General features: G+C 43.7%; 17 protein-coding genes. 7 read left to right on the top strand and 10 right to left on the bottom strand.

Going from position 1 to position 25,419, the window contains the following annotated elements:
- Positions 1-176: 176 nt before the first annotated feature.
- From adhE to tgt, 4 genes are all read right to left on the bottom strand, one after another.
- Positions 177-2,783, bottom strand: coding sequence for a bifunctional acetaldehyde-CoA/alcohol dehydrogenase (gene adhE, locus ACO03U_RS04445; protein WP_161870392.1), 2,607 nt, complete (start codon positions 2,781-2,783; stop codon positions 177-179).
- A gap of 460 nt (positions 2,784-3,243) precedes the next feature.
- Positions 3,244-3,516 (bottom strand): post-transcriptional regulator, encoded by a 273-nt coding sequence (locus ACO03U_RS04440; protein WP_161870393.1) that lies wholly within the window; start codon positions 3,514-3,516, stop codon positions 3,244-3,246.
- 149 nt (positions 3,517-3,665) lie between these two features.
- Positions 3,666-4,022, bottom strand: coding sequence for a preprotein translocase subunit YajC (gene yajC / locus ACO03U_RS04435; RefSeq protein ID WP_204685830.1), 357 nt, complete (start codon positions 4,020-4,022; stop codon positions 3,666-3,668).
- A gap of 133 nt (positions 4,023-4,155) precedes the next feature.
- The gene (gene tgt / locus ACO03U_RS04430) at positions 4,156-5,301 is read right to left on the bottom strand and encodes a tRNA guanosine(34) transglycosylase Tgt (RefSeq protein ID WP_161870395.1); all 1,146 of its coding nucleotides are present in this window, start codon (positions 5,299-5,301) and stop codon (positions 4,156-4,158) included.
- Between the two features lie 394 nt (positions 5,302-5,695).
- Here tgt and ACO03U_RS04425 point away from each other — a divergent pair, with 394 nt between their 5' ends.
- Together ACO03U_RS04425 and ACO03U_RS04420 are read left to right on the top strand one after the other, a co-directional pair.
- Positions 5,696-6,409 carry a DUF975 family protein gene (locus ACO03U_RS04425; RefSeq protein WP_204685827.1) on the top strand — a complete coding sequence of 238 codons (714 nt, stop codon included), beginning with the start codon at positions 5,696-5,698 and terminating at the stop codon, positions 6,407-6,409.
- Between the two features lie 295 nt (positions 6,410-6,704).
- Positions 6,705-8,504, top strand: coding sequence for a heavy metal translocating P-type ATPase (locus ACO03U_RS04420; protein WP_204685826.1), 1,800 nt, complete (start codon positions 6,705-6,707; stop codon positions 8,502-8,504).
- 510 nt (positions 8,505-9,014) lie between these two features.
- Here ACO03U_RS04420 and ACO03U_RS04415 read toward each other — a convergent pair.
- The 3 genes from ACO03U_RS04415 to queA all read right to left on the bottom strand — a co-directional run bounded on the left by ACO03U_RS04415 (position 9,015) and on the right by queA (position 13,877).
- Positions 9,015-9,170 carry a hypothetical protein gene (locus ACO03U_RS04415; protein ID WP_204685824.1) on the bottom strand — a complete coding sequence of 52 codons (156 nt, stop codon included), beginning with the start codon at positions 9,168-9,170 and terminating at the stop codon, positions 9,015-9,017.
- Positions 9,171-9,357: 187 nt separating this feature from the next.
- Entirely contained in the window at positions 9,358-11,997 is a 2,640-nt protein-coding gene (locus tag ACO03U_RS04410; protein WP_204685822.1) for a cation-translocating P-type ATPase, read from the bottom strand.
- Positions 11,998-12,845: 848 nt separating this feature from the next.
- Positions 12,846-13,877, bottom strand: a complete 1,032-nt coding sequence (queA, locus tag ACO03U_RS04405) for a tRNA preQ1(34) S-adenosylmethionine ribosyltransferase-isomerase QueA (protein ID WP_204685820.1) — start codon at positions 13,875-13,877, stop codon at positions 12,846-12,848.
- 267 nt (positions 13,878-14,144) lie between these two features.
- On the opposite strand from queA, the gene ACO03U_RS04400 reads away from it, so the two are divergent.
- The 5 genes from ACO03U_RS04400 (at position 14,145) to ACO03U_RS04380 (ending at position 18,851) form a co-directional block, all read left to right on the top strand.
- Positions 14,145-15,038, top strand: a complete 894-nt coding sequence (locus ACO03U_RS04400) for a VOC family protein (protein WP_204685818.1) — start codon at positions 14,145-14,147, stop codon at positions 15,036-15,038.
- Between the two features lie 414 nt (positions 15,039-15,452).
- Positions 15,453-16,616 (top strand): betaine/proline/choline family ABC transporter ATP-binding protein, encoded by a 1,164-nt coding sequence (locus ACO03U_RS04395; protein WP_204685811.1) that lies wholly within the window; start codon positions 15,453-15,455, stop codon positions 16,614-16,616.
- Positions 16,617-16,620: 4 nt separating this feature from the next.
- Positions 16,621-17,256, top strand: coding sequence for an ABC transporter permease (locus tag ACO03U_RS04390; RefSeq protein WP_161870402.1), 636 nt, complete (start codon positions 16,621-16,623; stop codon positions 17,254-17,256).
- Position 17,257: 1 nt separating this feature from the next.
- Positions 17,258-18,181 (top strand): osmoprotectant ABC transporter substrate-binding protein, encoded by a 924-nt coding sequence (locus ACO03U_RS04385; RefSeq protein WP_204685809.1) that lies wholly within the window; start codon positions 17,258-17,260, stop codon positions 18,179-18,181.
- A 4-nt stretch (positions 18,182-18,185) separates the two neighbouring features.
- The gene (locus ACO03U_RS04380) at positions 18,186-18,851 is read left to right on the top strand and encodes an ABC transporter permease (RefSeq protein ID WP_161870404.1); all 666 of its coding nucleotides are present in this window, start codon (positions 18,186-18,188) and stop codon (positions 18,849-18,851) included.
- Positions 18,852-19,543: 692 nt separating this feature from the next.
- Here the strand turns inward: ACO03U_RS04380 and ACO03U_RS04375 are convergent.
- The 3 genes from ACO03U_RS04375 to ACO03U_RS04365 all read right to left on the bottom strand — a co-directional run bounded on the left by ACO03U_RS04375 (position 19,544) and on the right by ACO03U_RS04365 (position 25,269).
- Positions 19,544-21,367 (bottom strand): APC family permease, encoded by a 1,824-nt coding sequence (locus tag ACO03U_RS04375; RefSeq protein WP_204685807.1) that lies wholly within the window; start codon positions 21,365-21,367, stop codon positions 19,544-19,546.
- 251 nt (positions 21,368-21,618) lie between these two features.
- Positions 21,619-22,458, bottom strand: a complete 840-nt coding sequence (locus ACO03U_RS04370) for a Cof-type HAD-IIB family hydrolase (protein ID WP_204685805.1) — start codon at positions 22,456-22,458, stop codon at positions 21,619-21,621.
- A gap of 105 nt (positions 22,459-22,563) precedes the next feature.
- Positions 22,564-25,269 (bottom strand): YhgE/Pip domain-containing protein, encoded by a 2,706-nt coding sequence (locus tag ACO03U_RS04365; RefSeq protein WP_204685803.1) that lies wholly within the window; start codon positions 25,267-25,269, stop codon positions 22,564-22,566.
- Positions 25,270-25,419 lie beyond the last annotated feature (150 nt).

The raw sequence follows: 25,419 nt of genomic DNA, 5'->3' as shown, positions 1-25,419 counted from the left end.
TAACACGTAGGGATCACTAGCAGAGTAGACTCGCTTCCGGAGAATTCCTATAACCCTTGACAAAACAGGATTTCACATCGACTAAAACCTATCAGACCTTAGTGTACAAAAAACAACCCGCGAGACGGCTAAGAAGTCTCGCGGGTTGCAGTGTGGTGATTTACTTTTGTTGGGGCTTACGCTTCGCAGTTGTAAGCGTCGATGATGATCTCTTTCAATTCAGAAATCAACGGTTCTTTCGGGTTAGCTGTCGTACATTGGTCTTCATAAGCCAATTCAGCCATACGATCAACGGTAGCATCCAAGGTTTTCTTAGTAACCCCTTGTGCTTTAAGGCTCATTTGGATACCAACCGTTCTACCCAATTCGTATACAGCAGTTGCCAAGGCTTCAACCAATTCAGCAGTTGTTTCGCCTTTCAAGCCTAAGAATTTCGCGATATCGGCGTAGTCAGTATCTGCGCGGAAGTAATCATATTTAGGGAACATCGCATGTTTTTGAGGATCTTTGGCATTGTAACGGATAATATGTGGCAAAAGAATCGCGTTAGTACGCCCGTGAGAAATACCGTACTCCCCACCGATTTTGTGAGCGATTGAGTGGGAAATTCCCAAGAAGGCATTGGCAAAGGCCATCCCTGCCATAGTTGATGCGTTATGCATTTTTTCACGAGATTCCAGATCGCCGACTTCGACTGAGCGTTGCAAGTAATCGAAGACGATCTTGATTGCTTGTAAGCTCAAACCACGAGTGTAATCAGAAGCCATTACTGACACATAAGATTCGATGGCGTGAGTCAAAACGTCCATCCCTGTATCAGCGGTTACGGCAGCAGGTACCGACAAGACAAATTGAGAATCCACAATCGCCACATCTGGTGTCAACGCGTAGTCAGCCAATGGGTATTTTACGTGTGTTTCACTATCTGTGATAACAGCAAATGGTGTAACTTCAGAACCGGTACCAGAAGTCGTTGGGATACATACAAATTGTGTTTTCACAGGTTTATCAATCTTGTAAGTCCGTTTACGGATATCCAAGAATTTTTGTTTTGCGCCGAAGAATGACGTATCTGGGTGCTCATAGAACATCCACATGCCTTTCGCCGCATCCATTGCAGAACCGCCACCTAAAGCGATGATGGTATCTGGTTCAAAGTCAACCATAACTTTCGTACCAGCGTATACAGTATTTGTTGAAGGGTTTGGTTCAACGTCTGAGAAGATTTCGATCTTCACGTTGTTTTTACGACGAGCCAAGACTTCCCGTACGCGATCAGCGTAACCAAATTGGACCATTCCTGGGTCACAAACGATCATTACTCGTTCAACGTTTTCCATTTTTTCCAAGTACAATAGAGAGTTCTTTTCGAAATAAATCTTAGAAGGTAATTTGAACCATTGCATATTATTTCTCCGTTTCGCGATCGTCTTCACATTGATCAGGTTGATAGCAGATACGTTCCGAGACACGGAGTTATGTCCGTAAGAACCACAGCCCAAAGTCAATGAAGGAATCATTTCATTGTAGATATTCCCGATCCCACCTTCAGCAGATGGTGAATTTACCAAGATCCGGCAAGCTTTCATTTTCAAGCCATATTGCAATTGCAAGTCTTCATCTTCCGTATGGATAACTGCTGTATGACCCAAACCGCCAAGTTCTAGCATTCCCAAAGCCATTTCAAAACCATGTTCGTGATTTTCAGCTTTCATCATAGCCAAGACTGGAGACAATTTTTCGCGAGACAATGGATAATCCGCACCAACACCATCTAATTCCGCGATCAACATCTTAGTCCCAGCTGGCACTTTGATACCAGCCCAAGTAGCGATTTCAACTGCTGAATGACCAACGATTTTAGCATTGACGCCTGTTTTCGCTTCGTTCATCACAGCATCTTCTAATTTGCTCAATTCTGCTTTTTTCACGACGTAACATTGATGAGCTTCAAATTCAGCTTTTACTTCGTCGTAAATTTCTTTGTCAACGATCACCCCTTGTTCAGAAGCACAGATCATTCCGTTATCAAAAGTTTTAGAAACGATCACGTCGTTTACCGCACGTTTGATTTTAGCAGTTTTTTCGATATAAGCTGGAACGTTACCAGCCCCTACACCTAAGGCAGGTTTACCAGTTGAGTAAGCAGATTTTACCATGCCAGGACCACCAGTTGCCAAGACGATTGCCACACCTGGGTGATTCATCAATTGTTGCGTTGCTTCGATGGATGAATTTTCTTTTTCAATCCATTGAATACAGTTTTCTGGAGCCCCAGCTGCAATCGCGGCATCCCGTACGATTTTCGCTGCTTCCACTGAACAAGCTTGTGCTGATGGGTGGAAAGAGAAGATTACAGAGTTGGCTGTTTTCAAGGAAATCATTGCTTTAAAGATGGTTGTTGAAGTTGGGTTCGTTGTAGGAACGACAGCTGCAACCACACCGACTGGACCAGCAACTTCGATCAGCCCTTTTTGATCATCTTCAGCGATAACCCCGATAGTTTTATCATGTTTGATAGAGTTCCAAATATATTCTGACGCATACATGTTTTTGATTGCTTTGTCTTCCACAATCCCACGACCAGTTTCTTCAACGGCCATTTTCGCCAACATCATGTGTTGGTCCAAGGCTGCCATCGCCATTTCATGTACGATGTGGTCAACTTGTTCTTGCGTGAAGTTTTCCATTTGTTTTGCAGCAACATTTGCTTTTGCTGCTAGTTCATCGATTACTGTCTTCGTGTCAACAGTTTTTACGTCTTTTTCCAATGTCTTAGCCATTGTCATCCTCCTATATTGTGGACCATGTTTTCTTTGTTAACCATTTCACATACAGAATGATACACGAAAGTTTTTCACTTGTAAATAGTTTTGTGTGAACTTTTTCACAGTTTTTTTGAACCAGCAAATCTCCCCATTATATCAACGCTTTGAAAAGATTGATACATCAATAAAGAAAGCATTTACAGCTATTTTCCTTCTGCAAAAAACTTTTTTTACACTTTTTTTAAGATGTGAAAAATTGCGCATGATTTTACTTTTTTAGCAATTTTAAAATCGGCTTAGAATTAGAGAAGAAAGGCGAAACGAACTCGTTCTGCGGTAGCTGAACTAGTTCGTGAAGCCAGATATTTTTTGACTTAGTATTATGAAAGTTTCACTTGTGAAATGTCATAATACCTTAGCGTACAAAAAAACTTCCAAACGAGTTGGAAGTTTGCTACCTATTTTTCTAGACAAACTAAAAAAGATCCGATAAATCCCCCATGTCTGCCAATGTCGTCTGTTTGGTTTGAGCTTTAAGCTGTTGATAATCAAAAAAAGCATGGGGCGTGATCAAAGCTAGCACACGTTTCTGTTGCCTACGGGTAGTCGCTTTTTGACGGGGCCACAAGTAATCAACACAGTAGTTCCACAACGCTTCTTGGGTAACCGTCTTGTAGCCTGATTCGTTAAATTCCCTTTCCTTACGGCGCAAACTATCACGAAAATACCATTTATCCACTAGCTTCACTTGCCCACCCACTTTTCTTTTTAGTCTACCAGCAGCCTCTGAAAAGGTCCAGTTTGAACTTTCTAAAAGGACTGGCTAACATCCGCAATCCACAAAATTAGGGTCAAAAAAACACCTGACGCCATCACTGACCATCAGGTGTAGCTTGCTTATTTAGTTTCTTCTGTCGTGTCGCCGGTGGTCTCTTCAACCGCAGTTGTTGGTTCAGCCACTTCAGCTTCTTCCGAGACAGTAGTCACGGTATCGTCGTTGACTACCCCTTTACCAGGAGTCACAGTTTTCATAGCACTCTTTTCAAATTCCAAGTAGATGCCTTCGCAATCCAAGACCACTGTTTTTTCATTGACTTCTGAAAGGACACCATGCAAACCGCCGATAGTAATCACTTCATCGCCAACTTTCATGGCATTCAGCGTATCTTGACGTTGTTGTTGTTGCTTCTTGCTAGAGCGAGACATGAAGAACATCATTAAAGCCATCGGGATGATCAAAATTAGAAATTCCATTAGTAAATTCACCTCATTAATTATTTTTGCTGTGGATACGGGTCGATCGTTTACGAAAACGATTCCCAACTACAGGTTACAGAGAACACTATAACAAATATTCTAGGTTTTCACTATGTTTTTTATGTGAAGATCAGAAACTTTTCGCATTTTCTTTGTTAAAGCCGTATTCCTCGAAAAAGGCTTGGCGGAATTCCAACAAATTATCATCCATAATTGCTTGACGGACTTGTTTCATCAAGTTCAACAAGAAATACAAGTTATGATAAGAAGTCAAACGAATCCCAAATGTTTCGTCACACTTAATCAAGTGACGAATATAAGCTCGAGTGTAGTTACGGCAAGTATAGCAATCGCATTTTTCATCAATCGGACGGAAATCATGTGCGTACTTCGCATTTTTCACTACTAATCGGCCTTTCGAGGTCATACAAGTTCCGTTACGAGCGATCCGAGTTGGCAAAACGCAGTCAAACATATCGATGCCGCGGATCACCCCATCAATCAAGGAATCCGCTGCCCCGACCCCCATCAAATAACGGGGTTTGTTGTCGGGAATCAATGGCGTAGTAAAATCTAATACCCGATTCATCTCGGCTTTGGGTTCCCCTACTGACAAACCACCAATGGAATAACCAGGGAAGTCCATCCCCACCAATTCTTTAGCGCTAAGTTTGCGGAGATCTTCAAATCCGGCTCCTTGAATAATCCCAAAAAGACCTTGACGATCTGGATTGGCATGCGCCTTCAATCCTCGCTCAGCCCAACGACTGGTGCGTTCGACGGATTTTTTCACATAGTCATAGCTTTCATCAAAAGGTGGGCATTCATCAAAGCTCATCATAATATCAGAGCCTAGTTTGTTCTGGATATCGATAGCTTTTTCTGGGGAAAGAAACAGTGGTGCGCCATTAAGATGGTTTTTGAAGTGGACCCCTTCTTCGGTGATGTTACGCATATCCGCCAGCGAAAAGACTTGGAAACCACCGGAATCTGTCAAAATTGGCTGATCCCAATTCATAAATTTGTGGAGGCCACCAGCTTCAGCTACCAAATCTTCACCTGGACGAAGCCAGAGATGATAGGTATTGCTTAAGATGACTCCTGCTCCCATCTCCTTGAGTTCTTCTGGAGACATGGTTTTCACCGTGGCTAGCGTTCCTACTGGCATAAACATCGGTGTCGGAAAAGTCCCATGAGGCGTAATCAATTCCCCGAGACGAGCCCCGGTGTGTTTTTCTTTTTTTATCAAACGATAAGAAATGGCTGGTTGCGTCATTTTTACCCTACTTTCATCTTGTGATAGCACGACTAATGGCCTTAAAAACGGCATTGTCGCAGAAATTTCGTCAACTAAACTATCATAGCGAGTCCCTCTTTAAAAGTAAATAGCGCTGGCGACTTCTTAATGAAAATCCCAAAAATGATACGCATCCTGCCATCCTCTAGCAAACTGCTCATCCCTCCCACCATGAGGGAACAACAAATGTTCGACCAAGCAATTACTCTACTGGGATCTAGGGAGTAACCCAACCTGTTTCATACATAATCACCGACTTTTCCATCTTTTTATTGGTTTTTGAGGAAAACAATAGCAAAATACAAGACAGCTCTGGCATTTCTGCTATACTGGAAATTAGCAAGAGTGATTACCTATTGAAGGAGTGAAAAATTTGACAACACGAACAGAGTTAAAAAACGAAGCGAAGGCGGTTTTGGCCGGACGTTGGACGCAGGCTGTTTTCCTCAACTTAATCCCAACGATCATTGTTATTATTTCATTATTGGTTCTATTAGTCCCAGTGATTGTCTTGGCTACTACTTTTGATTGGAGTGCCACCGCTGATCAGATGCAAAACGCAATCAATGACAACGGAGGCGCTGGTAGCCGTGGCGGTAGTATCGTTGGTTCCATCATCGGTGCCCTCTTTTCCAGCGGGATTAACTGGACTTATTTGGACTTATTACGGGGACAAAAGCAAATGATCAATCCGATTCCTGATGCATTGCGAGCTTTTTCAGGAAAATACTTTTTGGGTATTTTCTTGATTACTATCGTAACGTCCATCTTCTTAAGTTTGTGGGCCTTACTATTGTTGATTCCGATGTTTATCAAGTACTACGCTTATTCCCAAACTACCTATATTTTCTATGATATTATTGAAAGTACGGGGGAACGGCCGAAGACACTGGATGTAATTACCTATAGCCGTAAACTGATGGATGGTCATAAGATGGAACTGTTTATCCTTGATTTAAGTTTTATTGGCTGGCATATTTTGGCACTGCTGACGTTTGGTATCGGCTACCTGTGGTTAAATCCTTATATCTCCGCTACCAAAGCTGCCTTTTACAACCATCTGCCAAATGAAGTTTCCTTAGCTTAATCTACACAAACGACAAATCAGCTCTTTTGCAGTTTTCCTTAGTCCTACTAAGGAAAGCTGTTTTTTTATTTGGATTTTCCTTTACAAGTACCAATTAAACAGGCACATACTCATCATACGCGCAGATTTCCGCGATTTGCTGAAGAAACGATTTTCATTATCACTTAAGCCTGTTTGATATCTCTAAACCTGGAACATACGTTATTCTTATGGTGTAAAAAAGATCGTCTCAACTGATGACGGGGTGAGCCCCGTAACTTCAGCACAAGATTTTTCAATGGAGGTGCTTTGAGAGATGACAAACTTCAAAAAATTATTACTAGTCCTGATTGTCGGGGCGGTGGCCTTGTTGGCAGAATTTGGGTTTCACCAGCCACAGTTAGCTTTTTGGCTGATCGTAATTATCGGAGGTTGGATGACCATCTCCATGTTTATTGGGATGGTTAAAACCCTCGCATCTGGCAAATATGGGGTGGATATTCTCGCTATTACAGCGATTGTGGCTACTTTAGCTGTTGGCGATTATTGGAGCAGTCTCGTGGTCTTGATTATGTTGACTGGTGGGGATAGTTTGGAAGACTATGCTAGCCGCCAAGCCAGTCGTGAGTTGACGGCTTTGTTGGATAATTCGCCGCAAATCGCCCACGTTATCAAGGATACTGGGATTGTTGATTTGCCGGTAGATGAGGTACCCATGGACGCCATCGTACTAGTCAAACCTGGAGAAGTCATTCCCGTTGATGGCCGCGTCACAGAAGGCAGCTCATTTGTCGATGAGGCCTCTCTGACTGGTGAATCCAAACCGGTGGACAAAGTCGTCGGGGATGAAGTGATGTCCGGTTCGTTAAATGGTGATGCCCCTTTGCGTTTTAAGGTTACCAAAAAAGCCGCTGACAGCCAGTACCAAACCTTGGTTAAATTGGTCAAAGAATCACAAAACAAGCCCGCTCATTTTGTACGATTAGCGGATCGCTATGCCGTTCCATTTACTGTGATTGCTTACTTGATTGGTGGGATAGCTTGGTTTGTTTCCAAAGATCCCGTCCGGTTTGCTCAAGTATTAGTAGTGGCTTCCCCTTGCCCCTTGATATTGGCTGCCCCGATTGCCTTGATCGCAGGCATGAGTCGTTCTAGTCGCAATGGTATCGTCGTCAAAAATGGGACTGCCATCGAAAAAATGGCTCGCACCCAGACGATTACCTTTGATAAAACTGGAACCATTACCGCCGGAAGTCTCTCAGTAGCTAAAATTACCGTGGCTGCCGGTACGCATACGGAAGCAGAATTGTTGCAATTAGTCGCGAGTGCCGAACAGGAATCAACCCATATCTTAGCCCGTTCCCTTGTCCAAGAAGCTAAGAAACGCCAACTTCCTTTACTAGCCGTGGAAGAGTTGGAAGAACGGACTGGCCAAGGAATCCAAGCAACAGTGGCGGGTCACCAGCTGACGATCGGCAAGGCAGATTTTGTCGGCTGTCCTAAATGTCACCAAAAAGACCAGACAGCAGTCTATGTTGCTGTGGATCAAAAACCAGTCGGACATATAACCTTTGATGATATTTTACGTCCAGAAGCGGCGGCTACTATGGAAGCCTTACGCAAAGCCGGCGTGCGTCATCTGAAAATGTTGACCGGTGATCATCAAACTATCGCCAATCACATCGCCCAAGAGGCTGGCATCACAGAGGTCTACGCCGATTGTTTACCAGCTGATAAGATTAAAGTGATTCAAAATATCCCGGAAGCTGAGCGACCAGTGATGATGGTAGGGGATGGAGTCAACGATGCACCAGCACTGGCGATTGCCGATGTAGGAATTGCGATGGGGGCCCATGGATCGACAGCTGCTAGCGAAAGTGCTGATGCCGTGATTTTGAAAGATGATTTGTCCCCAGTGGCGCAAGCTGTGACCATTGCCCAAGATACTATGAAAATCGCCCGCCAATCTGTCTTAATTGGTCTATTTATCTGTGTCGGCTTAATGCTTGTGGCAGCCACCGGCATCATCCCCACCCTGATTGGCGCTGCACTACAAGAAATCGTCGATACCATCTCGATTCTCTCTGCTTTACGCGCAAAAAATGACCGCAACTGATTTGCTTGGTATTTGGCATTTTCCGGTCCAGCTATAGCTATTTCAATTCCTAGAAAGCTAAATTTCACCATTATTGTGCCATCGAAAAACAGTATGTAATTCTCTATAAACCTTGGAAAAATAAAATTTCACATAGATTAAAATTTATAATTACCTTAATCTACAAAAAAACAGGGCAGCCTTACTTCCGGAGAATCCCTCGGGTGGTAGTGGGACCGGTAAATGCCAACAATAAACAGTTGTCATTTACCTTGCCGAAGTCAAACATGTTGTAAGTCCAACAAAATCGTTGGACAACAACATGTAATTCCTCGGACATCCTAAACACTACTACCCGAGGCATTATCCTCCAGCAAGTCTGCCCTGTTTTACCGATAAGCGATTTATTCCCTTTACTTCGTAAATCCAGCAAATTTTTTTCTTGTAGGTAGCATGAGTACCGTGAAAAAGGTGAGATTTAGCAGAGTAGAATTGGATTGACAGTAGCTCTAAAGATGCGTAATGAATTACTTAGAGTTGTGGTGCTTGGTACCACTTACTATAAGTTTGAATGCGCAAGGTAAAAGACAAACAGATTTTTCGTTTGGCTTTTGCCGGTCTAGCTACCGTCAACCCAATTTCTAGGTCGCTAGATATCACCTTTTTCGTAACATCAATATAGAACATGATATGCCACTTAATTACTGATACATCAAGCTTTTTGGAGCATAATTTTTTATAAGTTCTTTATCTATAAAAAAGGAGTCGCCCTTGCGTTACTATCCGCAGGCGACTCCTTTTTTATGGACTTGAATTCACCAACTTTTGGCCAATCTTCTTTCGCGCTTATTTCCTACCGAGCTTGTTTCTAAGTCTATTCCTCTTCAGCTTCTGGGCTAAAATGGAATTTTAGCATCTCATTGACAAAAATCGGTACGATGGACAAAAGGCCGACTAATAACCAGTGATTGATACTAATAGGCACCAAACTAAACAAATTTTGCGTAACTGGTAACAAGGCAATTGTCGTCGTAATCAAAAGGGCTAGGACTGCCATTTCAAACAAGGATTTATTGGAAGACAGCTTGACATGGAAAATCGAACGCTCACTACGAACATTAAAGACGTGAAGAATTGAAGAATAAGCCAGTACCAGAAAAGCCACTGTTTGACCAACTGACTCACTGGCAGGTACCCAATGGCTGACACCATCTACGAATCGTCCAAGATAGTAGCCAAATAAGGCGACCACAGTAAAACTCAGCGCATTGATACCGATTTTTTGCCATAAACCACGGGCAAAAACCCCTTCATTGGAGGGAATCGGTGGCTGGTCCATAATGCCCTTTTCCGCTGGCTCACGTCCTAGAGCAAAGCCTGGCAGTCCATCTGCGACGACGTTGACAAATAACAATTGAACCGCGGTAAAAGGCGAACCCCAGCCAACTAGCATCGCAATCAAAACGGTGAAGATTTCCGATACATTACAACTCAACAAGAAATTGATGGCTTTGCGGATATTTTGATACACTGTCCGTCCTTGGGCTACCGCATCAACAATCGTGGCGAAGTTGTCATCTGTCAAAATAATATCGGCGGCTCCCTTAGCAACATCTGTACCTGTAATTCCCATAGCACAACCAACATTACTAGCGTTTAGTGCGGGGGCGTCATTGACCCCATCCCCCGTCATCGCGACTACAGCTCCAGTCCGCTGCCATGCTTTGACGATGCGAATCTTATCTTCAGGCGTCACTCGGGCATACACCCGTAAATCCCTCACCTGACTATCCAATTGCTCGTCAGTCATCGCTTGCAGTTGTACCCCGCTGATTGCTTGCTTTTTATTCTTTAAGATACCTAACTCTTTGGCTATCGCACTCGCTGTCACCACGTGGTCACCGGTAATCATCACTGTCTTAATTCCAGCTTTGCGGGCCTTAGCGATGGCTCCTTTACTTTCCGGACGAGGGGGATCAATCATCCCCACTAAGCCCATCAGCTGTAGATCTTTTTCCAGAAACTCAGAGGTAATCTCTGTCGGTTCTTCATCAAAGACTCGGTAGCCTACCGCAATCACTCGCAAAGCCTTTTTCCCAAAACGATCATTAACAACAGCAGCTTGGTCCACATCACCATAACGAAAACGGGACAGCAAGACATCAAACGCCCCCTTGGTAACGGAAATGTATTTTTTCCCTTTTTTATGGACCGTGGTCATCATTTTTCGCTGAGAATCAAAAGGCAACTCAGCAATCCGAACATACTCTTCTGCTAATTCTTTTTTGGTATGGAAGTTTTCTTCAAAGGCCCGGACGATTGCGATTTCGGTGGGATTTCCGGCATACTCCGTTTCGCCATCCTCATTTTGTGACACTAAGACATCACTACATAAGGTAGCAATCTTCAAGACTTCCATGGCTTCTTCCGTCATCTGCTCTTCTACGTCTGTGACCAAATCTCCCCGTGACCACACGCGCCGCACCCGCATCTTATTTTGCGTCAGTGTCCCGGTTTTATCCGAACAAATCACGCTAGCCGTTCCTAAGGTTTCCACCGCTGGCAAGCGACGAATGATGGCATGTTTCTTCGCCATTTTTTGGACACCATGAGCCAAAGTCAAGGTCACGATCACCATCAAAGTTTCCGGTACAGCTGCCACTGCCAGCGAAATTGCCGTCAAAAACATCTCCAACAAATCTTCATTTTGCAAATAACCTAATAAGAAGACCAGTCCTGAGGCGGCAAGGGCTAAAATACTGACTCGTTTGCCTAATTGATTCAGGCGTTTTTGTAGCGGCGTTGCTTGTTGGCCATTGTTTTCCAAAAGTCCCGCGATTTTCCCCATTTGGGTAGCCATCCCCGTCGCAACCACCAACCCACGCCCACGGCCATTGACGACGGTCGTTCCTTTAAAAATCATGTTGGCTTGATCGCCTAACGGTAAGTCCGCCGTCGCAAGAAAAGCGGCATCCTTTTCCACTGGTTCGCTCTCCCCGGTTAACGCGGACTCCTCAACCCGCATTTGGGAAGTTTGCGTTAGCCGAGCATCAGCCGGTACCATTGCCCCGTTTTCCAAAACAAGCAAATCACCGATAACTAGCTTTTCAGCATTGATTTCTTGTTGTTGGCCATCCCGGATGACAAGGGCCGTCTGTTTATTCATATCTTGTAGCGCCGATAAAGCCTTCTCGGCATTGCCTTCTTGGACAATCGACAAAATCGAATTAATGATTACAATAGCAACAATCAAAATTCCTTCAAAGTAATCCCCATGATCCGTCGCAATTGCCGTGTAAAAAGAAATCACTGCTGCCACCAATAAAACAATCGTGGTAAAATCCGTTAAACTATAGAGAATTTTCTTTGCTAGTGACTCTTTCTTTTCTTCATTAAAGCGATTAGGGCCGTTTTCTGCTAATCGTTTTGCTGCTTCTTCTTGCGTCAAACCACTCTCGCTAATCGAAGAAAGTTGTTCTTGTATCTCCTGAATTGATTTTTGATAATCAGTCATTGGCATTCCTCCTTTAAAATGTTCGTTAATTACTCGCCTTACTTTACTATAACACGATATTTTTAATATTTTCAAAGCATTTGCCGAAAATTCATAAATTAGTCTTATTTTTTGACGTTTTTAAATCAAATACTCGCTAAATAGGCATCTTGATCGGATTTTACTCCTTTTTTCCAAAAAGTTCGTTCTACTTACTGCTTTTTTCCTTACTAATAAAAAACAAATGACTCAAAGTGGTCTAGCTCCCAAATATACTTTTCAAATCATCTAACAATCAAAAGCCTAACGCTTGTAAACGCTTACGAAATATGCTATATTATGAGTGTAAGGAAGGGATGAATTTTGAAGGGAAAGGAGATCTCGAAGAAAAGCATCGCGAAAAGTAAACAGGTAAAAATGTTGTTAGACGTACAAGATTCACCTAGATTTATATGTGTGAGGTAAACTTACAAATAGTGAATGCGTATCAAAGGTTGTCAAAACTTGCACAACACGTAATAAGAAGAAAGATACGTAACAAAAGTAACACATTTAACACAACAAAATAGATCCACATGATTTTAGCGTAGAAAATGTAGTTCAACAAAGTTTTTTGTTTATGACAAGAGATTTATTACTTTGCATGTATAATCTGCAAATTAACTCTTTCCCATCAAATCCTTCCATCAAATACAAGGCCGGGCACTCGAGAGCCCGGTCTTTCTTTGTATTTTTAGATCCACGTTAGTATCTCAAGCCATTGTGCCCTCTCCCTAAAGACCGAAAGTAACTCAACAGGAGGCTTTTCACTTACATAGGAAAAAAGAGAAGTTCCTTCCAAGGGAAAGAGACTTCTCTTTTTCATGAAGCTATTTAACAAACATGGCATCCCCAAAGGAGAAGAAGCGATATTTCTCCTCGATGGCGTGTTGGTACGCATCTAGGATCAATTCACGGCCGGCAAAAGCACTGACGAGCATCACTAGTGTCGATTTTGGTAGATGGAAGTTAGTAGAAAAAGCATCGACTACTTTAAACTGATACCCTGGCGTAATGAAGATATCGGTCCACCCACTATCCGCTTTGATTTCCCCGTTGAATTTCGTACCAATCGTTTCCAAGGTACGGATCGAGGTGGTTCCTACTGCGACGATTCGGCCCCCTTGAGCTTTGACGGTTCGGAGTTTTTCTGCCGCAGCTGGTGTCAGTCGGTAAAACTCACTATGCATGTGATGTTCGGCGATATTGTCCACACTAACCGGGCGGAAAGTTCCCAAACCTACATGCAAGGTGAGATACACCAGTTCTACCCCTTTTGCGGCAATTTCTTCCAATAGTTCTTTCGTGAAATGAAGCCCCGCTGTCGGTGCCGCCGCGGAACCATTTTCTTTGGCGTAAACCGTTTGATACCGTTCTGGATCTTCCAAACGTTCTTTGATATAAGGTGGCAAGGGCATTTCACCAAGAGATTCCAAAATTTCCAAAAAGATTCCTTCATACTGGAAGGTGACAATCCGGCCTCCGTGTTCTAATTCTTCTTTAACCACTGCTTTCAGGCGACCATCGCCAAAGCTGATTTCTGTGCCGACTTTAGCCCGCTTGGCAGGTTTGATCAAGGTTTCCCAGGTGTCTCCTTCCAAATTGGTCAAAAGTAGGACTTCCAAATGACCGCCCGTATCCGGCTTTTCACCATAGAGCCGGGCTGGTAAAACCCGGGTATCATTCATTACCAAAGCATCCCCAGGGTTTAATTCAGCCAAAATATCATGAAAATGCTTGTCAGCGATTGCACCTGTTTGGTGATCCACCACCAACAAGCGAGAAGCCGTCCGCTCTTGCAAAGGCGTTTGGGCAATCAGTTCTTCTGGTAAATCAAAATCAAAATCTTCAGTTGTTAACATTTGCGTCACTCTTTTCTATAAGTATTAGAAAGGCTGAACGAGTTCGTGAAGCCAGACATTTTTAGACTCGGTATTATGGAATTTTAACTTGTGAAAATTCCATAATACCTCAGTCTATAAAGCGCGGGTTGCGCCTTTTTCATCTTGGCTATTTTAGCACGTTTTCCTACTTCTTTCGACTACAAGACAATTTTCTGGCAGATTTCATCAGAACCTCTTATACTTATTTTTAGTAAGTCTTCATTGACCGACTTAGGAGGAATTTTCATGACAACAGCCTTTCATCATATTTCATTACTCACCAAAAATCGTCACACTAACTTGGCATTTTATACCGAAACACTGGGCTTGCGCTTTGTAAAAAATACCGTCAACCAAGACAATCACCGCATGCTCCATTACTATTATGGTGATTACCAAGGCACGCCAGGAACAGTCGTCACCTTTTTTGTCGTCCCTCATTTAGGAAATCGCTATGACAACGACCATTTTCTTGCGACTATCGGTCTGAAAATTCCCATGGGGAGCCTTACCTATTGGGAAAAAAGGTTGAAAGAAAAAGGCATCGAGGTTCTCCGAGAAGAAACCCAGTTGCATTTTTTAGATCCTGATCAAGTGGCGCTCACCTTAACTGAAGTCGCTTCTGATCCATTACCAAAGGAACGCCAAGTTGCCAATGAGATTCCTGGAGACTATCAAATACTTGGCTTAAATGGGACTGAAATCCATGTCCAAGAGCCACAAAAAACCCTCACCTTTTTCAAACAACTACTTGGTTGGCAAGCGGATGAGACGGGGCGGATTGTCTTCAATGAAACGGATCATCTGGACATCATCGCCACCAATACCGATAAAAAAATGCACATGGGACGCGGTGCCATCGACCATGTCGCCTTTGCGGTGAAAGATGAAACGGCCCTTGAAGCACTCCATCAAAAGGCCCAACGTCAAGGTTGGCAGATTGAAAAAATTGTTTCCCGCGGTTATTTTAAGAGCCTCTATATTCGTGAACCCGGTGGCAATCGAATGGAATTTGCTACTTTATCCCCCGGCTTTACCATCGATGAACCATTGGAAACATTAGGCGAAAGCTTTGCCTTGCCACCATTTTTGGCGGACCAACGAGCAGCCATCGAAGCCAATATCTACCCAGAAGAATAAAAAAATAATGCTGAGGAAGCACAGTTCTTACTGTTTTTTCTCAGCTTTTTTTAATGTTTAAAAATTGTTATCTCCTTAGCTCCCCTTCAATCCCCTCTATCTCCCACTCCTATCCCAACTAAATCCCTCCTATCAATTGTAACAAGTTGTAATATTTTGTTATATAGCAGCGATTTTTAGCCACTTTTATGAGAGGTTTTTTTCAGATAAAATCAGTATATTTGAATTTTTTGCCAATCTTTGACACACTTAATGATGATACTTCGCGAAAAGCCGGCTGTTACACAGCAATACCTTAACAGCGGTTTATTCACTAAGAAATGGATTTTATGTTGTTTCTAATATCGAACTGACCGTCGAAAGCAGGCGACGGTGTTTTGCGAGTAAAAAAATGAAAATAGAAGGTGAAAGTTTATGATCGAATTTCAAAATGTCACTAAAATTTACAAAGGCGGCAAAATGGCTGTGGAAGATGTTAACCTTTCCTTTGATCAAGGAGAGTTCATCTGCTTTATCGGAACTTCTGGTTCTGGGAAAACTACTTGTATGCGGATGATCAACCGGATGAACGAACCCACTAAAGGCAAGATTTTAATCAATGATCAAGATATTCAAGGATTCAACCCTGTCGAACTTCGCCGCAAAATTGGTTATGTCATTCAAAATATTGGCTTGATTCCCCACATGACCATTCGGGAAAATATCACTTTAGTTCAGCGCCTACTGAAGGTATCAGAAGTCACCCGCAATGAAACGGCTGAAAAGATGATTGATTTAGTCGAATTGCCACGGGAAATGCTGGATCGCTACCCTAGCGAACTCTCTGGTGGACAACAGCAGCGAATCGGTGTGGTCCGGGCATTGGCAGCCGATCAAGACATCATCTTGATGGATGAACCTTTTGGCGCTTTGGACCCCATCACCCGCGATGCTTTACAAGATTTGGTAAAAGATCTCCAAGAACGCCTGGGTAAAACCATCGTCTTTGTCACCCATGATATGGATGAAGCGTTAAAACTAGCCAACCGTATCGTCATCATGAGTGAAGGCAAGGTTATCCAGTTTGATACACCAGAAAACATTTTGAAAAACCCAGCCAATGAGTTTGTTGAAGAACTGATTGGTGAAGATCGGCTGTTGCAAGCCAAACCGGATACCACCACCGTGGGGGAAGTGATGTTGAATAAAGCTGTCAGCATCACGCCAGAAAAATCCTTACGAGAAGCCATCAAACTGATGCGGGAAAAACGGGTTGATACGTTATTAGTCACCGATGACAGCAATGTTCTCAAAGGTTTTATCGACGTGGAAACCATGGAGAAAATGCGTGGGAAAGTTTCCAGCGTGGGAGATATTTTGAATCCAAATGTTATTTCCGTCAATCAAAAAACGCAATTACGCAATATTTTGCAACGGATTTTGAAACGGGGCTTGAAATATGTCCCTGTAGTCGACGATGACAATCGCTTAGTCGGGATCCTGACACGCGCTTCCTTAGTCGATATTGTCTACGATGTCCTCTGGGGAGATGAAGCGACGATTAGTGAGGCCGTGGAATCAGCGAAAGAGGAGGCCTAAGCCCATGACTGACTTTTTCAATCAATACGGCAGCCAAATTATTGCAAAATCTGCCGAACATCTGTATATTTCAGCGATTGCCTTAGCCTTAGGGATTGTGATTGCCGTGCCTTTAGGGATTGTACTGACGCGTACCCCTAAAGTGGCCAATGTCGTGATTTCCATCACCAGTGCCTTACAAACGGTCCCCTCTTTGGCCTTGTTAGCCTTGATGATTCCTTTCTTTGGCGTTGGCAAACTACCAGCGATTATCGCTTTGTTTATCTATTCTCTCCTACCGATCTTGCGAAACACCTATATCGGGATGAAAGGGGTCGATGCCAACTATCGTGATGTCGCCAAAGGGATGGGCATGACCAATTTTGAGTCCATTCGCATGGTGGAACTGCCACTGGCGATGCCGACGATTATGGCGGGGATTCGGCTAGCTGCCGTCTACGTAATCGCCTGGGCAACTTTGGCTTCTTATATCGGTGCCGGTGGTCTGGGGGATATGATTTTCTCCGGATTGAATAACTACCAACCACCGTTGATTTTTGCCGGGACAATCCCCGTAACGATTCTCGCCTTGTTGGCGGATTTTATCCTAGGTAAATTGGAACAAAAACTGACGCCGCAACAAGTAAGGGAGGCGCAATAATTTGAAACGAAAACTCCAAACAGTACTACTAGCTCTAGTCTCTTTACTGACGTTAGCCGGCTGTTCATTGCCAGGCTTAGCTAGTGCTTCTTCTGACCAAACCATCGCGATTACCGGGGGCATTACCTCAGAATCGCAAATCCTTGCCTCATTGGTGGCAGGGATGATTGAACATTATACCGACTATGACACGACGATTATCAACAATTTAGCGACAACCACCATCAATCACCAAGCCATGATGAATGGCGATGCCGAAATCTCAGCGGCTCGTTATACTGGGACCGATTTGACGACTACTCTTGGGTTAGATCCTGTAAAAGATCCCAAAGAAGCTTTTAAAATCGTCGAAAAAGAATTTGAAAGTCGTTACCAACAGACCTATATGCCTTCATACGGCTTCGACAATACCTACGTCTTCTTGGTCCGCAAAGATACTGCTGAAAAATACCAACTGAAAACAGTCAGTGACTTGCAAAAACACGCTGGCGAATTGGTGGCTGGTGTCGATACTGCCTGGATTACCCGAGAAGGGGATGGCTACGAAGGGTTCCAAGAAGAATATGGTTTTTCTTTCAGCCGAATCTTACCCATGCAAATCGGGCTCGTTTATGACGCGGTATCCGCAGGCAAAATGGATATCGTGCTAGGTTATTCAACAGACGGTCGCATTGCCAGCTATGATTTGGTGATGTTAGAAGATGATCGCCATTTCTTCCCGCCTTACGATGCTGCCCCGATTATTAACGACCAACTGATAGCCAAAGAACCAAAGCTTAAAAAAGCCATTGCTAAGTTAGCCGGTACCATTGACACAAAAGAAATGCAACGACTGAATTATCAGGCCGACAATAATCTGGTGGAACCTAGTGTCGTAGCCCAAGAGTTTTTGAGTAACCACAACTATTTTGAGGAAAGGAAGTGAGGACATGGATTTGCAACAGATGAACCTCTTAGAACAGTTTATTTACTATTTTAGAGAAAATGGCAGCTATGTCTTCGCCCAATTTCTCCGTCACTTTTTGATTTCCATCTATGGCGTGCTGTTTGCAGCTATCGTCGCGGTTCCTTTGGGCATCTGGATCAGCCGTCATCACAAAATCGCCGACTGGATTATCCGGATTGCTAATATCATCCAAACCGTGCCTTCCCTAGCAATGATTTCGATATTGATGATTGGCCTTGGCCTAGGTGTCAATGTCGTCATCGTCACCGTCTTCTTGTATTCCTTATTGCCGATTGTCAAAAACACTTACACCGGTATGAATCAAGTGGATAAAAACATTCTCGACGTGGGCAAAGGCATGGGCATGACTTCTTGGCAGCGCCTATATATGATTGAACTACCTCTGTCTGTCTCAGTAATTATGGCCGGGATCCGTAACGCATTAGTCGTCGCCATCGGAATCACCGCTATCGGGGCATTCGTGGGTGCTGGCGGTTTGGGGGACATCATCATTCGCGGGACCAACGCAACAGACGGTGCTTCCATCATCTTAGCCGGTGCATTGCCGACTGCTTTGATGGCTATTATCACCGACTGGGTTTTAGGAATCGTCGAACGCAAACTCGATCCTGCTAAAACGTCTCAATAAATGAGGACAGGTTGATTCCCTTTTTATTCCTAGGACATTCGCTTTTAATAACTTGATGTCCATAAGACGTTTAGTCTAAGAAAGCCGGCCGGACTTGCTTCCGGAGAATCCCTCTGGTGGTAGTGGGACCGGTAAATGCCAACCAAAGTACTGTTGTCATTTACCTTGCCGAAGTCAAACTTGTTGTAAGTCCAACAAAAAACGTTGGACACAACAAGTAATTCCTCGGACATCCTTAACACTACTACCTGAGGTATTCTCCTCCAGCAAGTCCGCCCTGTTTTATCGATAATCGATTTATTCCCTTTGCTTCGTAAATTCAGCAAATTATTTTCTTATAGGGTAGCATATGTACCGTAAAAAAGATGAAATTTTGCGCAGTAGGATTGAGATGACAGTAGCTTTCAAGATTGAGATGAATTACTTAGAGTTGGTGGCACTTGTGACACTTACTCTAAGTTTGAAGCTCAAAGGCAAATGACAAATTGCTTTGTATTTGGTATTTGCCGGTCTAGCTATCGTCATCTCAATTCCTACGGAGCTAAATTCCACCTTTTTCGGGCGTCACAATGACGGCTTGATACGCCACTTAATTCCTGATACATCATACTTTTTGGAGCATAATTTTTTATACGTTCTTTATCTATAAAAAAGCCAAATGCCGGAAATTCCACCGGCATTTGGCTTTTTTATTATTTCTTCAAATGATAACTGTAGGTACCCACGACGATATTTTCCCGCCACGACAAGCGCATCCGTAAGCGGAGGCTCGTTTGGTTGTGCAGGATATTTTGCCATCCATGTCTTGGGACAAACTGAGGCACGATGACAGTAGTGGTGTAATTATGCTTACGAGCATTTTTACTTACCAAATCCACATACCGAATGATCGGATTTTCAATGGACCGATAGCTCGAATGCACGACAGAAAAGCGGACTTCGGGGAACTTCTCTTTAAACTCAGCTTCGATTTCTCGTTCTTTATCAACATCCTCATCCGTCGAAACGTGCATCGCCACTACATAGTCACCGATGGATTGGGCATAGTTCAACGCCCCGATATTTACTCGCGTCACATTACCCACCAAGACGATGACGGTATTACCATCATACGTATGAAGGGCAACATCTTTTTCCAAACGCAACTGTTCAGCAACATTTTGATAGTGATGGTGGATCTGATAAAAGATAAAGAGTAAAACGGGCATGATAATAAAGAAAGGCCAAATATCACCTAAACGGAAAGCAAACAAGATCACAATAATCGCATAGGAGATCAAAGCTCCGACGATATTGGCGATGGATTTGGCTAACCAACCTTTACCTAACTTCCGCCAGTGAATGACCATCCCCGTCTGTGACAACGCAAAAGGAATAAAGACGCCGATGGAATACAATGGAATCAAGCGTTCAGTGGAGCCATGGAAAATGAACAACAAAATGATGGATCCGGCAGCCAAAGTCATGATCCCGTTAGAATAACCCAAGCGGTCCCCCCGGTCTTGATACATATGGGGCATAAATTTGTCTTTCGCCAAGTTATAAGCCAAAACTGGGAAGGCAGAGAAACCAGTATTAGCAGCTACGGCTAAAATCAAGGCTGTTGCAAATTGGAGCACGTAAAACATCACCCCGTGACCAAAGACAGCTTTCCCGATTTGAGCTAAGACGGTAACTTCTGTTTCAGGTACGATGCCATACCAGTAGTTCAAAAAAGTAATGCCGACAAAGAAAAAGCCCAAAATAGTTGCCATGATTGCTAACGTGGCAGCGGCATTTTTTGCCCGTGGTTTTTTGAAGAAAGGCACGGCGTTACTGATGGCTTCAACCCCAGTCAAAGAGGAGGAACCTGAAGAAAAGGCCCGTAAGATCAAAGCGATACTGATTCCTGGCACTGCTGCTCCCACGGCTGAAGTCGCATGAAATGGAGCCGCTCCTGTGACAATTTGAAACAGACCATAAAGAATCAAAATGCTAATTACCGCCACGAAGGTATATACAGGCACCATCAAGAAACTAGCGGATTCTCGTAGCCCCCGCAGATTCATCATCATAATCACTAAGACGATGACCACGCTGATGGCCACTTGATGGCCATACAAGGCGGGGATGGCCGAGGTGATTGCCTCAGCCCCGGCGGAAACGGAAACGGCTACCGTCAGCATATAATCCACTAACAGCGAACCACCAGCAATCAAGCCAGCATTTTTTCCGAGGTTCTCACTGGAAACCACATAGGCACCGCCACCATGAGGATAGGCATGGATGATTTGCCGGTAAGACAGCGTCAACGAAACCAATAAAATAATGACAAACGCAGCAATTGGCAAGGAATACCAAATTGCAGCTGCAGAGAGGGTCACCAACACGACTACAATCTGCTCTGTCCCGTAAGCGATGGATGATAAAGCATCCGAGGACAACAAGGCCAACGCGGCAAAACGACTGAGTTTCTGCTCATCATTTTCCGCCGACTTCAAAGGCCGCCCAACTAACAAACGTTTTAAATAATTCACTTTTTTTCCCTCATCTTTATCAAAATTCAACTATGCTAACCAAAGCTTTGGGTAGCTAGTTTTCCCGATACTTCTCTGTTTGTTTTCAGAAAATCGGCAAACAAAATGTATGCTACGCTTTGGCCGTCAAAAAGTCAATCATTTTCTACAGCAAAAAAGACAGTAAAAAACACCGGTCATTTTAACGAAAAAAAGTCCTGATAAATGGCAGTCTGGCTCCCAATTATCAGGACTTTTGGGCTTCGCAATACTCAATCATTGGCAGGCAAGTCTTCTAAGATTTTCTGAATAGCCAAGGCCGCCCCATCATGATCGTTATCCACGGTAACCCAATCGGCTTTTTCTTTACAAGCTTCAGTGGCATTGCCCATCGCTACCCCCCAGCCCGCCGCAGCGATCATACTGACATCATTGTCATGATCCCCTATAGCCATTACGTTTTCAGGGACAATTTGGTAATGGGCCACCAATTTTTGTAGCGCCAACTCTTTGGAGACGAGTTTATTGGTGAATTCGAGGTAGTTGTCTTTCGAACGGTATTTGGCGGACTCCATCAACACCAATTTGCTGATTGCGCCTTCCAAACTGGTAATCTCCTCTTCTTCACCGATAAAAAGGATTTTATGGATGGTTGGTTGCTGTGCTAAAAATTCTGATAGGACTACCTCTTCTGCCGTCATGCCAGTAATAACTTCCTCTTGAGCTACCCATGAATTTCTGGCCGGCACAAACCAATCGGTAGCAGCATAGATGTTCACTGCCACATTAGGAAAATTATGAATGGCCAGTTGGATGACTTTATTGGCTTCTGTGAAATCTAGTGGTTGGCTAAACAAGGGTTCAAAAGCCCCTGAGTCGCTAGGATTTACGATGTAGCCGCCATTATAAGCAGCTAATGGTGTGGTGAGTCCTAGCTCAGTCGCAATCGCCATCATCGCTTTGGGAGAACGAGCTGAGGTCAAGACAAAAGGTAGTCCTGCTGCTTGCAGCTGAGCTACCACTTGTTTTAATCCTAAAGTGAGTTGATGCTGTGAGTTCAAAATCGTACCATCAATATCGCTAATTACTAGCCGAATAGCCGGTATCGTCATGTCAATCGTTCCTTTCTCCTATCAACCTTCATGGTCAGTCTAGCGTAAAAACGCCCGCTTGCCAACTTTTGTGTCAGCAGCCGGCGTTTTTTACGCATTTTGCTTTTAATGGAAGAAATGACTTTCCTTGGAGACATTTTCCAGTTTTTGAGTGAGGACATCCACTTTTGGATAGGCAATCACGCCGATCAGACAAAAGCCGATGAACAAGCCGATCATGATCCAAATATTGGTCGTGGCGTTGGGCCAGTATATTCCTCCGGCTGATTCTCGAAGTAAGTCTACCGCGTGAGTAAACGGCAGCAAAGGATTAATCATCTGGAAGAACTTGCCGGAGACTTGAATCGGGTAGTTCCCCCCGCCACCAGAAATCGAGAGCACCAAGATGATAATGGCGATCCCTTTACCGATATTCCCAAAGAGGGCCGCCAGAACATAGACAATCATCATGAAGGCCATGCCCACCAACACCGCAAAGAGTACTGAGTAAAGCGGTTCTCGCACATCAACTTTCAATAAAAAGATATTTCCTAAAGCCACCACCAACGCTTGGAAGAGGCCTTCTGTTAGAAACGTCAGCATCCGAGCGACAAAGGTTTCCCGTTTGCTATATTTCTTCTTATCCTCATCTTCCAGATGGTAAGCTGTGGTGGCAACACTAGAAAGTAACAACGCCCCGACCCAAAGACACAAAGCCGTGTAGAAAGGCGTGCTGGCAGAACCATTATTGGCGATTGGATACATTTGATGGGACACCAATTCCACAGGTTTCGTGAAAAAGTCACTCTCAGCATTGGCATCTGATTTCAAAAGCTTGATCAGTTCGTCTAAGTTGACGTCTTTTTCTCCCTTGCGGATAGCTTCAGCGGCTTTATGGATGCCTTCTTTAAGCGTTGGCCAGTGATTTTCGATCAAATCAGTCGCCATCTCCAAAGCAGAGGTGACTTCCGGTAACTTTTCATCCACCATCGTCATGGTATCTTGGATTTCCTTTTTGATTCCCGGCCAATCATTCGTAACAAAGTTTGCTGCCAGTGCAAGTTTTTCCTTTAAGACGGGGAGCTCATTGTTATAAAGATCGGCGCCTTCATTGATGCCTGAGACGATTTCATCCATGTGTCCGTTAAGCATCGTATTGGCATCATGGACTTCTTGTTTAATGGCAGGGAGTTCTTTTTGATATTTTTCTAATAAAGTAACAGCATTAGCAACCGTTGTTTTTGTCCCTTCCAACAAACTTTCAAAGTCAATGGCTTGGGCTTTACTGATGGCATTGTGGGCGTCTGTCATGGTTGCAATCACTTTGTCCAGTCCACTTTGTAGCTCGGACTGGATTTGTTGCGTGTCGATCAAGTTGAGGATACCGTTGAGTTCGTCAGCAATACTTTTGACAGTTTGTAACGCAGCTTTAACCTCTTCGACAGAGCCATTTTGAACCGCCGTATTCAGTTCATTGACACGCTGTTGCAATCCCTGCAACAAGGTTTTGACATTGTCTAAACGGCTCACCAATTCTTGCAAAAGACTGCTCTCTTGATAATTCGGCAGCTGGGTCACAAAGCTTTGCAAATCCGTGGCAAATTGCATCTGATCCCCCAGATCACTGGCAAAGGCGGTCAGTAAATCTCCTATCGCGGCTTTTTCTTCTTCCGTCAGTTCACCATCAGCCACAGCGGTTTCGACGGTTTTTGCCACACTTGCTACCGTCGTATTCACCATTTTAAGACCGTCGATGATACTCCCCGCATTTTGCGCCACCCCAGGTAAAGTGGTTTTTAGCTTGCCTGCCGCATCTGTCAGCTGTGCGGCAAAACTATCGGCATTTTCTCCCATCGACTTCACATCTGGTAAGATAGCTTGGACTTGCTGGATAATCTCTAAGCCTTGTTTTGCTTCGTTGATCCCATTGTTCATGGTTTCCTCAATCGTCGCAAAATCCCCATCTACTTGTGCCAATTGTTCACCGGCATTTTGGATTTCTGGAATTTTTTCTTGCAAGGTCAAAATCATGCTGGCTTGTTTTTCCAACTCCGGCATTTTATCGTTGAGGGCAACAAGTTTGGCCCCCATTGCATCCACTTGCGGGAGATAGTCACTAAAACTTTCGGCTTTGGCAATCTTAGCCTTGATTTCTGGCATTTTGCCGTTAAGTTCTACAATCTGTTTCGCATAGCCATCGATGGTATCGATATTTTTATCTGTATCCAAAATCATATTTTTGGCCTTGTTGATACTTAAGAGATTGGCATCAATATCATAGCCTACTTCATTCATCACTTTAACCACGGTATCACTAGCGGTTTTTATGAAGTTTTCTGAGATTTGATCCTGGAGACTACTCGCCCCTTTATCGGTAATTTTAGGGGCAATCGCATTGATTTTTTCGTTGATGTAATACTCAATTTTTGGTTTTTGGATATCCCCTGAGACAAAACTCAATAGATTTTTGGAAAAATCTTTAGGCAAATAAATACCGGCATAGTATTTCCCAGATTTCACCCCTTCTGTGACGGCTTTTTTTGACTTCACAAAACGCCAGCCTAGTTGTTTATTGTCCTTCAGAGTATCGAGGACTTCATCCCCGATAGCGATACTCTTATCCTGCAACTTCCCGCCAACATCATCACTATAGATGGCAATCGGAAGCTCACCGGTATTGCCATAAGGGTCCCATAATGCTTTGATATTAAACCAAGCATATAGGGAAGGTAGAATCATTAGAGCGATGATTAAAAATACCGCCACCGGACTTTTAAAGATTCGTTTCCAATCTAATTTATACAAATGAAAGACATTTTTGATGTGTTGCATCTTGCCACAACCCTTTCTTTAAATCACTGGAAAGGCTCCACGAACTTAATATCCTCTTAAAATCGGTATCCCCTGTTGAGGGAATGGTCCACCTGAACTTTAGGAAGCACATTCGTCAAGCTATATAGAATAGTCTAGAAAACTTTAGCA

This window comes from Enterococcus diestrammenae, assembly GCF_049384045.1.
Lineage (GTDB): Bacteria > Bacillota > Bacilli > Lactobacillales > Enterococcaceae > Enterococcus_C > Enterococcus_C diestrammenae.
This window is presented reverse-complemented; position numbering and strand designations above follow the sequence as displayed.